Raw genomic sequence first — 16333 nt, 5'->3', positions numbered from 1 at the left:
TGGATGCTTCAAAATAACAATGGGAAAGTTATAAATCATCTGGCAGTAAGCAGCCTTAAGAGTAATAAAATGCGTAATTTTTTTATTGCATTTACAGTGGTATTATCTGTGAGTTTATTAGCGGTTATGGGGCTTTTCTATTCAGCTTTGAGGGAAAGTGATAAAAAAGCAGTGACAAAGGTTCAGCATGTTATATATGAAGGTGTAAATAAAGAGCAGTTTAAATCACTTAAAAAAGATAAACGTATAGAATATGCTGCCCTTTACAAATCGACACAGAGTTTTGAAATGGAGGGGCACATGATCCGCCCTGTTTATTTCGATGGCAATTCTAAAAAGATTGAGACTATAAAATTGTCTTATGGAAAACTGCCGGAGAAGGAAGATGAAATTGTTGTAAATAAATCCTATATGATAAAGGTGGGAAAGAAAGCAAAGCTTGGAGAAACTATTGCTTTTACTTTTTTAGATGGAACTACTGAAAAGTTTGTTATTTCAGGTTATACAGACAGTGGGGCAAATTTGGGAGTATATTCTGTATTATTCTCAAAGGAGTATGCTGAAAAAGGGGAGCAATTTAAAAATGTACCCTATAGTGCTTTTGTCCGTATAAATGGAGCAGAAAAGATGTCAAAAGATCAATTTATTGAAGTTATTCATTCCATTGGACAGGATTATGGTATTGAACGTAAAAATATAAATGAGAATAATTTTTTTACCAACATGCTGTCTATGAATTTCCAAGAGAGTATGGTTATAATTGGTATAGGTATTGGTATTTTACTGGTAAGTGTCTTAGTTATTTACAGTATATTTTATATTTCTGTTGTAAGCCGCATACGACAGTTTGGACAGTTTCGTACCCTGGGTATGACCGGGAGACAAATCCGTAAAATGGTAAATAGAGAAGGACTTATTCTCTGTGCAGTTGGTATACCTATAGGATTTTTTATAGGGGGAATAATTGCATATTTTTTAAAGCCGGAGGGCTGGAACTGGATTAATTCTGTATTCATTGCTGTAATTGTAACTGCAGCAGATATTATGACACTGCTTTTTTCTATTCACAAACCGGCAAAGCTGGCATCAACCGTATCTCCACTGGAAGCTTCTAAATTTTCCTTTTATTCAGGTGGAAAAAAAGAAACCTCAAAGCTCCATAGAAGAATTACTCCAATGAATCTTGCACTTATGAATTCTGTACGAAACCGGAAAAAGACATTTTTGACAATGCTGTCTCTTGGCATAGGTGGAGTATTGTTTTTAATGGCAGCTACTTTTATAGTTTCTATCAATAAAGACGAGTATTCAAGACAGACAGCATTTTATTTTGGAGAGTATTTAATTGAGTTTTCCTACAATAAAGTTGAGACTTCAGAGCATGGATATAGTGATATTCAAATAAATAACCCATTAAATGAAAAGCTGAAGGAAAAGATGAAAGCTGTTTCAGGGGTAAAGGGTATCAAGAGCTTTAAGCAGGTAAATATCCAGTATGAATACGATAATGAAAAAGCAGAGGACTATTTAACACCATTTACCAGGGATAAGATATCATTACTGAAAAAATCCTTAAGTGAAGGAGATTTTGATTATGATAAAATGATAAAAAATAATGAAATTTTAGTAATAGCCAATGATAGTGTAAAAGAGCTTTATGGATGGAAATTTAAGGTTGGAGACAAGATAAAGATACATTACTATAATGGAAAGCCCATGGAAAAGGAATTTAAAATTGCAGCCTGTATAGATGATTATGTATCTTACAAGGATTTGGGGGGAGACTGGGGATACTTTCTCATTCCTGATGAAGGGCTTAACAAGCTTATGAACAATATGAACCTTACTATTGGATTTATAGTATCTGCTTCTGATTTTAAAAAAGAGGGAGAGCAAATTGAGAAGGCTCTCAATAAAATAGTGGATGAAAATCCTCTTTTAAGTATGGATACATTGAGAGAGAGGATGGAACAGGATGAGAATAACTTTAGTATTATGTATGGAGTTATTCTGGGACTGGCTGCATTTATAGTGTGTTTTAGTTTTATTAATCTTATAAATACTTTGATTATGAATATTTTAACTCGAAGGCAGGAACTCGCCATGATGCAATCTATCGGCATGAGCAGCAGACAACTAGCTGTAATGCTGCATAGTGAAGGAATCATCCTGGCAATAGGTAATATTTTTATAACACTAGTGTTAGGTACAAGCCTTGGATATTTGCTGATACAGGCAATGAGAGATATAGGGACTGAGTATTTTCATTACCACTTTCCAGTCTGGTACTTATTAGGGTATGCCCTGATAATTTTGTTTTTGCCTATGGTAATTTCCGGAGTGCAGATTCATTTTTTTAAGAAAGATTCTCTGGTAGATAGGTTGAGAGAGCAGGAATAAGTTCTTCTAAGATAAAAGCATTCCTGATGAGTAAACTCCGCCTGAACCTAAGAATCACTTGATGTATCGGTAGGGGTTCTAACAAATAATCCACACAGTCCTATTCCTGCAAATAATAGAAAGCCGAAAGCATAGGATGCCAGATCAATGATTGATCCTGCTGTAAGTGAGCCGAAGGACTGACCTATACCCAAAGACAGAAAACTCAGGCTCACTCCTAAAAAAGGTGCTTCCACAAATAGTTTTACTCCCCAAACAATGAAGACACCGGTTATAAAAATATAAGAAATACCAAATAAGAGTGCAGAACAATAAATGCTTATGGTTGAGGGTATTGTAATTAAGCATATTGAAGCCAACAAGACAAGGAGAACACCTCGATAGGAAGTCGCTAACCCAAACTGTCTAATAAAATTGCCTGCAACTCCTCCCAAAATCCCTGCAATTCCCATCAGAATCCAAAAGAACATACTTTCCATTGTGCTCATGTCATACTCTGCTTTCAAAAAGCTTCTGGAAAAGGTCCAATAAATAGAAGAACTGATGCCTGTAATAAATGCAGCAGTGAATAAATGAATGCTTCTTTTCCATGAAATATTCCATCCATTCTTTCTTCCTATAGGTAGGTCAGATTGTTTAAATTGTAGGTCTGTTTTTGGGATGCTGCGGCGATTCCATAGTATAACAATGAAGCTGATGGCAGCAAAGAATATATAGGCTAGCCTCCAGTAGTTACTGAAAAATAGTGCCAGTGGTCCTGATATGATTAAACCAAAGCTAGTACCAGTATTAATCCATGTATTTCCCTTATCACGTTCCTCTGGCTTCAAATTAACTGCAGCAATTTTGCTGAATGCGGGGGAGGACAGACCACTCCCTATGCCGGCAATAAATGTACTGATTGATAGCATATATAGATTTTGAGAAAGTGCAATGCAAAGTGTTCCAATTACAGCACTGAAACCAGAAATTTGGATAGTGTTATATGCTCCTGCTCGATCAATTAATAATGAGGAAAATACTAAAGTTAGGCAGTATGCTATGTAAGCAAGGGAACTGGGCACTCCGGCCTGCATTTCTGACAGCTTAAGTGAGTTTGAGATATCTGGCAGGAATAGACCGTAACTGAATCTGGCAAAGGCATAGGTTACACCAATCATTGCAATACCAGGAAATACAATTTTCTTCACAATAATCCCCCTCTATATAGAACGTTCATTATATTTTTATTAAAAATAAAAAGCTTCATATAGAAATGTATGGTTAGATAAGTTTGGACAGTTCTATCAACTGTTTCCCCACTTTTTCCATATCTTCTGTTTCTGCCAATGCTGTTGCTCCTTCGAACAGGATCATTAATTTAAGTGCAGCTGATTCATCTAAACCATACTGGCAAAACTTATACAGCAAACGCTGCTTGTGCTGATTTACAAACTGTACTATCTCATTACTGGGATCTGCTCCGAATTCCTCTTTTGCCCGTAGGAACATGCACCCTTTTGCACTATACTCTTTCAGCCATTGAAGATGAGCCTTTGCTAATTCCACAACCGGTTTTTCAGTATGAGCAATACCGGAAGCCAGATATGAAAAATATCTTTTTTCTCTTCTTTTTAATACTTCCATAATTAAGTCTTCTTTGGAAGCAAAGTGGTTATATAATGTCATGACAGCCACATTTGCTTCATTGATCACTCGCTTTAGTCCAATTGAATGGAAACTGTGCTCGTAAAACAGTATTTCCGCTTTATTTAATAAATCTTCCTTCTTTGAACTCATAAGTATCCTCCTATGTAGAACGTTCATTCTATTTTTAATATTCTATCATGATAAATATGTATTTGTCAATTCATATTCATTCATATAATTCTATAAGTGTATTTTATAAATATTTAATCAGGGTATTTTATAAAGCAATATTGCCTCAAGTCTATCTCATCTTTTACTATAGTTTTGACTAGCTTGAAACCAAAGTGTTTATAGATTGATATATTGTTTGGGTTATTTGATTCTAAAATTATAGGTATATTATTTTTATTACAATGGTTTAATGTTGGTGCAATCAATTTTCTAAAAACACCTTTACCACGCTCTTCATTTACAATAGCAATTACTTTAATGTAATAATAATTACTTATGATAAATTCTTTTTGCCATTTTAAATTAATAGCCTTTAAAGTATTTTTTACATTGGATGAATATATCTTAAAATCTTTTTTTCCGAGAAGGCGAAATACTCTAGGGCTTGCCATTAAATTTAGTATTAGTGTTCTAAAACTATTATAATTCTTCTTTTCATAACCAATTATTACAGAATCAAGCTTATCATCTAAACTAAATATCTCCATTGTTTTTTCAAAAATAAGTAATTGGGCCATAAATAGCTTTTCCAAAAATATTTTTTTATCATCTATCCCTTTTGTCTGCATAATAACCAAAGGATCATCAATAAAACATTTTGTTAAAAGTCTGGCTATTGGCTCAATTTGATTTTCATTTATTCTTATCATATCAGTACCTCCATATATAATAGCATTTAAATGGTTTTTCAATAAAAAAGAGCTTCATGCTCTTAAATTTTTTCAAGTACCATCTATTTGATCCATTTTAAATTTCACTGTAAGTTTGGTTCTCTGAGTAGTACTCTCTACAAATATGATCCCATTATTTTTCTCAATTAATTGTTTAGTAATATACAATCCAAAGCCATGTTCACACTTTTCTTTAGTTTTTGTAGAAAAGCCTTTATTAAAAATTTTTTCTATTATATTTTTAGGAATAACATCTCCATTATCAGCTATCTCAATACAAAAATTTATATCTTCCTTAAAAGTTATAATAGATATTTCCTTATTTTCAACATCTGATTTATTAAAGGCTTCAAAAGCATTATCTACAAGATTACTTATAATACTTATTAATTCATCCTGTCTAATAATTAACAAACTAAAAGGTTCATTAATTATTACGTTGAAATCTATGTTGTTCCTTACTGCATAGCTATTCTTTATGGATAATAGACCGTCTATGTAATCATTACCTGTATCCAAATATTTAAAAGAAGAATGTATTGTATCTGAAATTTTTCGTACATAAGTGGTTATCTTCTCTACAGTATCAGGCTTATTTAACAAACATAATCCCTGTATAACATTAATATGGTTAGCAAAATCATGTTTTTCCCGTCTGATTATGCTAATTATTTCTTCCATATGTTTGATGTGTTTTTCCTGAATCTTATAATTTATATTTATAGCTAGTTGCTTTTCTTTTAAATTTTTGAATTTTGATATTAGAAATATAAAATAAATAATGAAAATAATAATGTTATAGCTTTGGATATTTTTTATATGAAAAATACCAAAGTTAACACAAAATATAAAGAGGGTAAATATACCTAATTCAATGATTAAATTAGCAAAGATAGCTCCTTCTTTTTCAAATAATTTCAGCTTAATGAAATATGAGTTAAACTGAAAAATTATTGCTATAATAATTATTTGTAATATTTTGGACGATGCTACAAAAATATAAAAATACCTAGAATTTGAAATAAGTTGATTTAAATTCACATTAAATATAGGCATTTCAATGATTTGTACAAAAGATTCAGTAGCAAACATTATTGTAAAAAATAAACAAACTATAATTGCAGAATCAAAAAGCTTTATTTTTGTAATGAAGGCAAGTAATAGAATATCAAATATTACAAGAAATAATGTGTGATAGGCTAGTGGAATATGAAATGTACTCCAATAAGTTAAAAAAATAAACAATATAAGAAATAATCCTGTTTTAATCTTATTCTGTATTATAAACTTTTTTTTATCATATAATGATTCAAAAACTACTAAAAGAAGTAATGCTTCTATAATGTCTATTATTACTTCTCTTATAACATCAATCAATATAGCATCTCCTTTCATTTTAGAGCTTTTTATGAATGTTATAGATTAAAAATTAATGTTTTTATGTTCTTTATAAGAACTTTTAATCACAACATTTATAAAAAGCTTAATTAATTATTTTAAGAGTTCATCGGGACACTTTGGTTGGTAACCACTGAATGTACAGGTTGGAACTATAACTATTGTTGCTAGGAACAAAGATAAAGAACCTAATATTTTCATACTTTTGTTAAATAAATTTTTTTTGAAAATTTCATTTTTTATATCCTCCTAACTAAAATGTTTTAATTTATAAATTATACAATATTTTAAATTTTCTTACTATATTTTACAAAAAAATAAAACTCAAAAAAATTAAGTTTTATTTTCCGAATAGCTTGAATCAAGTCTATAATAAGCAAGGATAAGCTTGTCTAACTCTTGACTTACAGCCAATATTTCATCATTAGTGAATTCACCTGAATCTAACATATTATTTAGTTTATCTCTTATTTTTTCTAATACTTCTTTCATGTAATTTACATCCCTACTAATTTATCATTAATTTACAATAACTTAGATATTATATTATAAAGATATAAATTATTCAAGATAATTTTTGGATATATATCAAAAATATAGAAATATTTCTAAATAAGAATCGATGATATAAAAGATAATATGATATAATATTATAAAGAGAATAAAATGTTTTTAGCTAGTCACCCTTCAGCATTTTATCTCTTTCAAAGAGGTCGTTTGGGTCAATTTGGCAGCAGAAACCAGCTATGAGAAGTCAATAGATTTTATAAAAAAATTATAATATGTTTAAAATATATAAACGCTTTAATTTGTAAAAATAATTCCAATCCGTAGTTATTATAGATATATAATGACTACGGATTTTCAAATAAATGCGAGCTAATCTATAAATCTAAATATATGAATGTCCTTCGATAATTCAAAATGACTTAAATGGTTTTTAATACTAAAAGTAAGAATGAGGACGTATTGACATGTACATGCAAAAACATTAAAATAAAGGAAATATATGAATATTGATGTAAAAATTAGATATATATTGCTAATGTTAAAATACAATAAAGTGGTTAGTGCATGGGGAGGGGGAGTAAATGGATTTTAAATTAGATATTGGTGAATTAACTAATGCAATAAATGAATATGAAAACATTATAAAGACATTAGAAGAACAAAAAGAAAATATCAAGCGATTCTTAGGTTCAGATGGAGTTTTCTTATGAGGAATGCAATTTCTCCATCTGAACCTTAGAAGAACTTATCCAGGTGCGTAGCAGTGCTTATCCCCCACTTTGAAGAAGATGGGAGTGTTAGCAATGGTAGCATTCGGATAAATAAAACTATCGCAGAGCTTACTGAAGCTGGATGGTCAGGTGAAGCAAAAGATAAATTTATGGAAAAGCATATTAAAAATCAGGAGTTTTATACAAATTTAATAGAAGATATAAAGTACGTGAAAAATGCTTTAGAAAATGAGGAAAAGCCAAGAGCAATTAGATTAAAAAAGCAAAGTGAGGATTTTGTAAACTGCATAAAAAGAAGTGGGGGTGGAGCAGCCCTTACAAATGATGATACAGGAATTATTTCACTCCAATATGGAGGACAATTTCAAATAAATAACAATGTTAGTGAATGTATAGATAATTATAAAAAGATGAATTCTAAATTTGAAGAAATATTAAATTTAGCGAATGGTTTAAGTTTTACATCATTCCCCATTGCAGATGATGTTTTGAATTTACAGAATTCACTTAAAAATCAAACAACAAGTTTGACAGAATTTAATGACTCATTTAATGAATATTGTAATGGTGTAAGAGATATGGAAGAAAATATATGTTCCGTATTTTCAAAAATATCAGGAATAACTGTAGGAATATCAGGAATAACTGTAGGAATATCTGAATTCAGGGGTATTTCTGCTATTTCAGAAAATGGACAAGTAGATAAGAATAAAGTAATACAATTAATGCTAAAAAATCCAAATGACTTGACTAATGGAGAAAAAGAGTTATTATCATATGTAGAAAAAGTATTAAGTAAAGATGAGTATGCTGAATTAAAAGAACAAGCGATAAAGGAAGATAATGGTCAAGAGATAGCTGATAATTTAAAATTAAAGTTTGGTGACACAAGTATATATGGACCACTTTTAGAGCTAGCAAATAATGATGGTTTTCTTAAGTCTATAAAGAAGTCTGGAGAAGACTTTATAATAGGAGCAGGTAATTCACTTGATAAAAATATTTTTTGGGGGACTGTATTTACTGTTGGTGGAATAAATCAAAGCAGTATGCCTAAATCAATACCATATAAAATAGGTGAGTTAGCTGGTGATATAGGGTCATTTGCATTTGGAGCTGCAGAGGCTGGAACTGGAGCTGGAGGAGAGCTTTTAGGGTTTACGGCAGACGGTACAGTAGTACTCGCTCCTGCTGGTGTTGCTTTAAACGCTGCAAGTTTAGGTCTTGTGACCCATGGGGGTGCTGCTACAATTAAATCAGCACATAATTTTGGTGAAGACTTGTTCTCATTGATTAAAGGTGAAGGGAATAAGGGAGCGAGTAAAGCTATAAATCCTGAATGGCAGTCTTACTTTGAGGATATCGAGGCTAACACAGGAAGAAACCTTACTCATGAACAAAAAAATTCGGTTATTGAGGAAATTGGTAAAAATCCTCATAATCAAAAACTGACAGGTCAAGCTTATAAAGACCATAGGGCTGACTTTAACAATCAGAAGGATGATTTAATTCTTGAATGGGAGCAGAATACTGGACAAACATGGCCAACTTATGAAAACGATGTTTTAAGCAAGAATGGTAATGTGTATATAAAAGCAGGGGATAAATATGATGCACATGAAATAATTCCTAATGTATATAATTCACCATTAGAGTGGTGGAACTTACATCCTGCCGCTAGACCGGGAGAGCATCAAGGCGGTGTACATGGAACTGATGGTGCAATAAAAGCCATATTTAAATAAGTTTATTTATTAGAGAGGAGTAATAGTATGAAAAATTTTCGGTTTTTAAAGGAGTATATAGTTGATAAACCGCAAAGCACTAATGAAAAAAGACATATATTTTATAGCGTTGAGCAGAATGAGGTCATAAATGCTGAAAATAGAATGGAAAATAATTTTCCAAATGAATTAAAAGAATTTTATTCAGAAATTGGTTACGGATTCTTATGCAAGGATGATAAGGTACACACTAATAGAATAATGCATCCTAGTGATATAGCTGATTTTTATTGTGAAGATGAAGTATATAGTTACGTAGATAGGGATTTATATGAAAGTAATGAACTTATCTTCTTTGATTTGGGCGGAGAGGGAGACTTCTTAACACTGAAACTAGATGGAGAAGATAATGGTGCAGTTTATTACTTTGGTAGGAAAGTTGCGGAATCCTTAAAGGATTTTCTCATAAAGATGGATCAAGAGACGAATTATTATATGAAAAAATAAAAAAAGAGTTGCTAAATACTACTAATAATGAAATCATAGGGGCATGTATAGATGTTATTTGTACAGCATTTTTACATATTTCACATTTAGAAGACTTTGATATATCATTTTTAAATGAATACTTAAATGTTGAATCTAGTCAAATTTTAGAAAACATTATTACAATATTAGGGTCAAGTGGTAAAATACAATATAGAAATGTAATAAGTAATTATTTACTATCAGATAATCAAAATATTGTTGATGCTGCTAAAGAAGCTTTGGAAACTTTGGATTTTATGGTACAACAAAAAGAACATTAAAACTAATGCTTTTTAAAATGTAACTTTATATTAAGTAAGGACTATGCCATAGGGACATAGTCCTTATTATCTCTCATAATAGCAAAAACAATATGCGTGAGATTAAGTGCTATCGCTCCAACGGCAGTAAGATGGTGCTTACCCTCACTTCGTTTTTTGTTATAATAGTCATTAAGAGGACTCTCGCGTAAAGTACAGGTTGAAGCAGCAAGAAATAAGGCACGTCGTAGATATGGAGAACCACGCTTGGACATTTTATTGTTATTGGCTAAGAATTGGCCAGATTGTTTTACAGTAGGGTCAATGCCAGCATAAGCAACAAGGCTTGATGCATTCTTAAAGCGAGTTATGTCTCCAATCTCACTAAGAATAATAGAAGCAGTTATAGATCCGATACCAGGAGTTGAAGTTAAATGGGAATCAAATTGATTATAATAAAATTCAATTTCTTCATCCAAACTCTTAATTTGGTTTTCTATAAATAATACTTGGTCAATAAGTTGTTTAAGTTGAAATTTGAAAGCACTTTGAGCAATTTTAATTCCAAAAGTATTTTGAGCTGCATCTTTAATTTTTTCTGCTTTGACATAGCCAAGCTGACCGCGACTATGTGTTTTTAAGAAATTAGCTAGTTCAGATATATCAAGTGCTAATATATCTTCAGGTGTTTGATATTTTTCAAGAAGGGCTTTAGAACTAGATCCCCAAGTATCGGAAAACAGCCTTTCATATTCATGAAAAACTTGATCTAGAACTGTGATTATTCTGCATTTAAGCTCAGAAACACTATCAACTAGAGATAATCGATATCTGCAAAGTTGTCTTAGTGAAAGTAATTTGTCATCTGCAAGTTGAGTTGTTGTGAATCTACCAAATCTTATGACTTCAGCAATGATAAATGAAAGCCAATAATGTCCTGTAGCTTCCAAACCAAAGATAACTTCAGAAGAACTAATATTTTTAGATATGTACTCAATTAACTTATTTGCACCATTATGAGAGTTTGTAAATTTAAGTGATTTACCAATGATAGCGCCAGTACCATCAATAATAGTAGCTTCATGATTATTTTAACCAATATCAATACCAACAATATACATAAAAATCACCTTCATTATGAAATTAGCAATATTAGATTTTTTGTTTTTTTGAATCATCAAGTAAATATTTACAAATATCAACATTAATTTTTTGTCTATGTAGACTCATAAGTAGATATTTTGAATTAATTTCTTTGTTGATATTTAACTCGATAAATTCTTTAAATTCTTTGAATGATGGCTTTTTATTAGAGATTAACATATTAAGTTCAGCATGGTCATTCTCTAATTGAGATATTTCACTGCATTCTAGTCTATCTTTTAATATCGCCAAACTTTTTAGTATTAATTTCGTTTGATATTCAGTTATGTCGTGGTCTATTATAAAGCTAAAAAAGTCAAATTTATAATTATCCATACTTGTAATTATCGTATGAATAAGTTTTATTTTATATTCCAATAAATCTATTTTTTTATTTTGTTCCATAAAGTGTTCTCCTTTGTCAAGACAATTTTTTAGCATGTTTACATAGTTAGGTTAGCAAGCAGAGTAGCTTGTACAAAAAACAGAAATTCACTGTGGTGGAAGTCCATCGTGAAAATGCGTTTGATGAGTCTAAAATCGGATAAAAAATATTATAGAGAACCTAATTAAAAGTCAAGATTTTTTGTCTGAATTCTTAGGTCTATTATATATGAAAATCGTATATCCTACAATTTTAAAAATATTAAAAAAGTAAGATTTTCCATTGAACTTAAGTTAATATATGGTTATTTCTTATATAAATACCATATATATTAAGCTTCACTTAATATATACGATAAAATAATGAGGTGTGTAGTTATATTAATTAAAATAGAAACAACGAAAATCCCTCTCAAATGGATTAATATATCTATGTATACTTATGTTGCCGATGTACCAGTTACTAATAATAAAATTTTGAAAAGTCCCTGGGTATTTCAACTTGAGGGAAAAGTATCTACAAGTACAGGAACTTATAGATTGATTCCTGAAATTACATTTTAATATATTTATCCTGTATTACCACAATAATTTGTAAGTTTATTTTTAAATATTATTTATGAACTACACACATTTAAATAATAGACAATTGTGAAACTGACTGATAAAAATGAATTGGGGATGATAAGAAGTTTTAAAAAAAGCTAATTAGAAGATTAAAGATGTGAAAAGGAGATATATATCATGATTTATTATTTATTTATTATTTTTGCAACAATAACTATACTAGTCTACTTAATAGGTATTTATTGTTTTTTCAAACAATATTATAATAATTTTTTCGTGAGTTTAACAATAGGTAAAAATAATCTAACTTTACTAAAATCAAATAAACTAAACCACGAAAATTATAAAAGAATTAAATTTATATTAACTTTTAGTACTATACTATTGATAATTTTATATTTATTGATGATATGTATTTTTAAATTAAATTATGATCTTCTTAAAATTAGCATAATCATTTTAATGTATTTAATTATATTTATTTCAAATAAAGGTATTGAAAAACACGCAAAAGTATTCCTTTTACTGTTTGGATTATTTTCTTTAACTTTATAAGCGAGAGCTTTCGCTCTAAGGTCAAGTCTTCTATTATATTCATTAGGACCTTCGTAAACCAATATAGTTTCATGCCTTTCTTTTGAAGCGTTAGGTTTAATATGAGTGGAATCAGTTAATAATAACTTTCCACCAACTATATTTTCCTTTATACAAAGCCTAACGATTTCATCAAATATTTCTTGAAATAAATTAGAATTTCTAAATCTTCCATTTATATTCTTACATAAAGATGTCCTATCTGGTATTTTTTCATCTAGATCTATTTCTAAAAACCATCTGTATGCTAAATTTACTTGTATTTCATTTAATAGTTTTGGTTTAAAATAGGTACGAAACTTTGATACCTATAAAGGAGAAAGAGGAAAAGATAAAAGATACGTATATAAATTACCGGAACTTGAGGAGGATACACTGGTATATAATTTCAGAACTGTGGATGTTGAAAAAATAGAACTGGAAAGTATAAGTGATGAAAATCCATTGAAAATAGTATTTAAAATAGGTAAAAAATTATTAAATACAGGTGCAGCAGATGAAGAAATATATAATGCAAAAATGGAATTGGCAAAAGAACTTAAAAATTATGATAAAGTAAAAAACAATGAACAGATAAAGGCATTAGTAGATTTTCTGGAATATTTATTTTTAATTGAAAACTTAGAACTGGAAGGTAAATATGAGGAATTTAAAAAATTACAGGGAGGTGTATTTAGTATGTCTGTTGATGAAATAAGGAAAATACACTATACACAAAAAAGGAGAGAGGAAGGAAGAAAAGAAGGGAGAGAAGAAGGGAGAGAAGAAGCTAGATTAAGGGATGTAGAAAGGGTTCTGAAGCTGGTCAATAAGAAATTTAATTGTTCAAATAGAACTTTTAGTGAAAGGATAAAAAAAGCAAGTAGTAATGAACTAAATTTGATTATTGAAAATATTTTAGATATAGAAAAATTAGAAGATATAGAGGGATATTTGTCATGATTAGGCAGCAGTTCTCCTTGGCACAGCAGCCAAGTTTGGGCAGACCATTCACAAATAAAGCATTTGCTGTAATGGCAGATGCTTTATGATTACCATATATTACAAATTAATGCATTGAGATTTTTAGAGCAATTTAAGGCTCTTTTTTTATCTAAATGTTATTATAAGTATATAAATATTAAATAGCTTGATTTCTCAGGAGAATCAAAATAAAAATGATGGCCTTTATGTCTCATTTTAGGGTTGTTATTCATGTATGGAAGTCTTATGAGTTCTCATGTAGCAGCTTTTTGTATTCTTTATGGACTTAGAGTGAAATTGTCCAATGGATTTAGAAGCTGCCAAGGCTGCCCAATGTTATGAATTTATTGAAAATTTACTTAAGGGATATGATACTCTTATTGGAGAAGGGGGAGTTTACTTGTCTGGTGGCGAGGAACAGCGTGTATCTGTTGCAAGGAGAATCTTAAAAAACTCCCCTTGCAAGATTATTTTTTAAATTTTTTACCTGCAATGTTTTACCGAAAGAAGAACTGTATAAAATAACACTATAGTTACAAAGTCCTTTATTGTATTGAAAGTAACTGTAGGACAGAGTCATGGATTGTACTGCATTTATTTTTAACAGAGATTGTGTTTTGTTAAAGCCATGGCAGCACATATAGACTATATTTTTATCCATCCCAAAGGCAGTGTTTTTAAATTCTAGGTGTCCCATGATAAATAGGAATAATAAAAATATGAAACTCAATAATGCAAATTTGGATTTTATAAAAAAGCAGATGGTTGCTGTAACAGCCCAGAGTATAAATTTTTTATATAAAAATCTAAAGTATGTATTTTTAGGAGGTTTATTTATTTCCCCTGTATATTGAAATTCCTCAAGTATATTTTTAAGAATGTGATTTTTAAGAGAAGCATTGCATATTGGGTATAATATGGATTTTTCTCCTTCTTCATCTCCATAGCCTATACTTTCAATTTCCAGAGTGAAAAATTTAAAATATTGCATTAAAATAGTTTGTTTTATATGTATACCTTTTACCTTTTCTTTGTAAAAATTGTAACTTTTTTTATTTAAGGCTCCATAATTTATATAAATATTTTTTTCATCTGCCCACATTTTAAAATTATAGTATTTAAAGAAATTATATATAATAGACAAGCAAAGGCTAATAAATATCAAGGTAATCACAAAAAAGAATATAATCTTTATATTATTATAAATTTTGTATTTTTGTAATTTATTTATGTAGTCTGAAGTATTTATGTTAGTAAATGCTTTAAAATAATCATCGAGAAACTGTTGTGCAACCAATAATAGTCCAAGCCCCTTAAATAATGAATTTGAAATAAGTGAATATATAAGTAAGTGTTTTGAACTTAGGATATAATAAAGCTGATTATCTTCTTCAGGGGTGTTTGTAGTAATATTTTGATTTTTAAGCAGAATATTTTTAAGGGTTTCTGTTTTATCCTTATCTAAAGTAAATTTTAATTCACTATCTTTATTTGTATCTCCTGTATCAATTTTAATAGTAGCTACTTTGAAAATTCTTTCTAAAAGTTTTTGAGAAATATCTATTGTATTAATTCTATCTAATGGTATTTCAATTTTTTTTATGCTAAAAGTTCCTTCTTCATGATATATTGAGTTTGTTTTTACTATGAAGAAATTTTTTCTCCAGGCCAGAAATTGGTATAAAATAATAACTATAATTAAAATAGCTGATATTAAGATAGATTTTATAAATCCTATTTTAGTTATCAAAACTCCTATTGATATGATTGCAAGGAATATAAAATTTTTAATCATATTTATAAAATCATAAAATAGTCTTAAAATATGGTTCCTCTCTATTTTATTCAATTTTTTCACCCGCTTCTATAAGTAAATTAAGATTTTTAGTGATTTTTTCTGCTTTTTCCACAGGTAACGCAGGTATTTCATGATGGCCTCCTGCAGTTATTATATTTACAGAAGTTATTTTATAGATTCTTTGAATGGGTCCCTGTTTTATTTTTAAATTTTGTATTCTTGACATGGGGATTATTGTCTTTTCTCTTATGATAATACCCTTTATTAATTCAACCTTATCTTCAAATATGGCATATTTCCACTGCTTGTACTCTAAAAAAGATCCTACAAATGTGTCTACTATGGAGATAGATATTATAATTAATGCCAATATATAGGTTATATATTTAACTAAAAGGATGTGTCCAAATTTGGGGATGAGAAATAGCTGCATTACTAAGATATAAATAGCAATAATTATGATACTTGTTATAGTTTTTGAAATTATCCATGTCTTTATGGCATTCTTATGAATTTTTTCATAGGTTTTAAGCTCATTTTGAATATTCATATTCTCTCCTTGTATGTTATGAATTTTTTATACTCGTTATTATATTTTATAATAGCAGGTACTTATTATCAATAATATGACTGCAAAACTGTTATGAGATTGTACTGGCTACTGTAATTTCTTTTGAACAGGAAATCTTAATAATAATTTTAACATCATTAATAAAAAATTTACATTAAAATAATATTATTGCCATAATTTCGTAACACATTCATTATTATAATTTAAATAAACTTAAATATAAAGAGAGGT

At 29.4% G+C, this 16333-nt stretch carries 16 protein-coding genes and 3 pseudogenes; 8 read left to right on the top strand and 11 right to left on the bottom strand.

The window, feature by feature from the left end; genetic code table 11:
- The first annotated feature begins 3 nt into the window (after nucleotides 1-3).
- A complete protein-coding gene (locus BS101_RS16735) occupies nucleotides 4-2400 on the top strand; it encodes an ABC transporter permease (protein ID WP_073539858.1) in 2397 nt (798 codons plus the stop codon).
- 47 nt (nucleotides 2401-2447) lie between these two features.
- Here BS101_RS16735 and BS101_RS16730 read toward each other — a convergent pair whose 3' ends face one another.
- From BS101_RS16730 to BS101_RS16705, 6 genes are all read right to left on the bottom strand, one after another.
- A complete protein-coding gene (locus tag BS101_RS16730) occupies nucleotides 2448-3590 on the bottom strand; it encodes an MFS transporter (protein ID WP_073539857.1) in 1143 nt (380 codons plus the stop codon).
- Between the two features lie 73 nt (nucleotides 3591-3663).
- Nucleotides 3664-4179, bottom strand: coding sequence for a TetR/AcrR family transcriptional regulator (locus BS101_RS16725; RefSeq protein ID WP_073539856.1), 516 nt, complete (start codon nucleotides 4177-4179; stop codon nucleotides 3664-3666).
- Between the two features lie 113 nt (nucleotides 4180-4292).
- Nucleotides 4293-4910: a GNAT family N-acetyltransferase gene (locus tag BS101_RS16720; RefSeq protein ID WP_073539855.1), complete on the bottom strand. Its 618-nt coding sequence runs from the start codon at nucleotides 4908-4910 to the stop codon at nucleotides 4293-4295.
- 72 nt (nucleotides 4911-4982) lie between these two features.
- Complete coding sequence (locus tag BS101_RS16715) at nucleotides 4983-6305, bottom strand: sensor histidine kinase (RefSeq protein ID WP_073541374.1); 1323 nt, start codon at nucleotides 6303-6305, stop codon at nucleotides 4983-4985.
- A 117-nt stretch (nucleotides 6306-6422) separates the two neighbouring features.
- Nucleotides 6423-6530 carry a cyclic lactone autoinducer peptide gene (locus tag BS101_RS16710; RefSeq protein WP_073539854.1) on the bottom strand — a complete coding sequence of 36 codons (108 nt, stop codon included), beginning with the start codon at nucleotides 6528-6530 and terminating at the stop codon, nucleotides 6423-6425.
- A 132-nt stretch (nucleotides 6531-6662) separates the two neighbouring features.
- Entirely contained in the window at nucleotides 6663-6821 is a 159-nt protein-coding gene (locus BS101_RS16705; RefSeq protein WP_073539853.1) for an aspartyl-phosphate phosphatase Spo0E family protein, read from the bottom strand.
- Nucleotides 6822-7420: 599 nt separating this feature from the next.
- Here BS101_RS16705 and BS101_RS24290 point away from each other — a divergent pair.
- The 4 genes from BS101_RS24290 to BS101_RS16690 are packed head-to-tail and all read left to right on the top strand — an operon-like array spanning nucleotide 7421 to nucleotide 10103.
- Entirely contained in the window at nucleotides 7421-7549 is a 129-nt protein-coding gene (locus BS101_RS24290; protein WP_265874829.1) for a hypothetical protein, read from the top strand.
- A 53-nt stretch (nucleotides 7550-7602) separates the two neighbouring features.
- Nucleotides 7603-9315, top strand: a complete 1713-nt coding sequence (locus tag BS101_RS16700) for a hypothetical protein (RefSeq protein WP_073539852.1) — start codon at nucleotides 7603-7605, stop codon at nucleotides 9313-9315.
- A 27-nt stretch (nucleotides 9316-9342) separates the two neighbouring features.
- On the top strand, nucleotides 9343-9801 hold the full coding sequence (locus BS101_RS16695) for an SMI1/KNR4 family protein (protein ID WP_073539851.1): 459 nt from the start codon (nucleotides 9343-9345) through the stop codon (nucleotides 9799-9801).
- An 8-nt stretch (nucleotides 9802-9809) separates the two neighbouring features.
- Nucleotides 9810-10103, top strand: a complete 294-nt coding sequence (locus BS101_RS16690; RefSeq protein ID WP_242951313.1) for an endoglucanase — start codon at nucleotides 9810-9812, stop codon at nucleotides 10101-10103.
- Between the two features lie 41 nt (nucleotides 10104-10144).
- Here the strand turns inward: BS101_RS16690 and BS101_RS16685 are convergent, their stop codons facing one another.
- Together BS101_RS16685 and BS101_RS16680 are read right to left on the bottom strand one after the other, a co-directional pair.
- A complete protein-coding gene (locus BS101_RS16685; protein ID WP_347472786.1) occupies nucleotides 10145-11032 on the bottom strand; it encodes an IS110 family transposase in 888 nt (295 codons plus the stop codon).
- A 202-nt stretch (nucleotides 11033-11234) separates the two neighbouring features.
- A complete protein-coding gene (locus BS101_RS16680; protein ID WP_073539850.1) occupies nucleotides 11235-11630 on the bottom strand; it encodes a hypothetical protein in 396 nt (131 codons plus the stop codon).
- Nucleotides 11631-11972: 342 nt separating this feature from the next.
- Between BS101_RS16680 and BS101_RS23460 the strand changes: the two genes are divergently transcribed.
- Complete coding sequence (locus tag BS101_RS23460; RefSeq protein ID WP_073539849.1) at nucleotides 11973-12173, top strand: hypothetical protein; 201 nt, start codon at nucleotides 11973-11975, stop codon at nucleotides 12171-12173.
- Between the two features lie 512 nt (nucleotides 12174-12685).
- Here the strand turns inward: BS101_RS23460 and BS101_RS22445 are convergent.
- Nucleotides 12686-13048: pseudogene (locus BS101_RS22445) on the bottom strand (transposase); the annotation flags it as partial.
- 28 nt (nucleotides 13049-13076) lie between these two features.
- On the opposite strand from BS101_RS22445, the pseudogene BS101_RS22440 reads away from it, so the two are divergent.
- A pseudogene (locus BS101_RS22440) lies at nucleotides 13077-13712 on the top strand (DUF4351 domain-containing protein); the annotation flags it as partial.
- A gap of 334 nt (nucleotides 13713-14046) precedes the next feature.
- A pseudogene (locus tag BS101_RS22935) lies at nucleotides 14047-14205 on the top strand (ABC transporter); the annotation flags it as partial.
- Here the strand turns inward: BS101_RS22935 and BS101_RS16660 are convergent.
- Nucleotides 14179-15591 carry a PH domain-containing protein gene (locus BS101_RS16660; RefSeq protein ID WP_242951312.1) on the bottom strand — a complete coding sequence of 471 codons (1413 nt, stop codon included), beginning with the start codon at nucleotides 15589-15591 and terminating at the stop codon, nucleotides 14179-14181. The pseudogene BS101_RS22935 and the gene BS101_RS16660 sit on opposite strands and share 27 nt — an antisense overlap.
- Nucleotides 15575-16081 (bottom strand): PH domain-containing protein, encoded by a 507-nt coding sequence (locus BS101_RS16655; protein WP_073539846.1) that lies wholly within the window; start codon nucleotides 16079-16081, stop codon nucleotides 15575-15577. The genes BS101_RS16660 and BS101_RS16655 overlap by 17 nt, the downstream gene beginning before the upstream one ends.
- Nucleotides 16082-16333: the final 252 nt, after the last annotated feature.

Origin of the sequence: Clostridium kluyveri (assembly GCF_001902295.1) — a bacterium.
In the GTDB taxonomy this organism is placed as follows: domain Bacteria; phylum Bacillota; class Clostridia; order Clostridiales; family Clostridiaceae; genus Clostridium_B; species Clostridium_B kluyveri_B.
The sequence above is the reverse complement of the archived record's forward strand: the minus strand, read 5'-3'. Positions and strand labels throughout refer to the sequence as shown.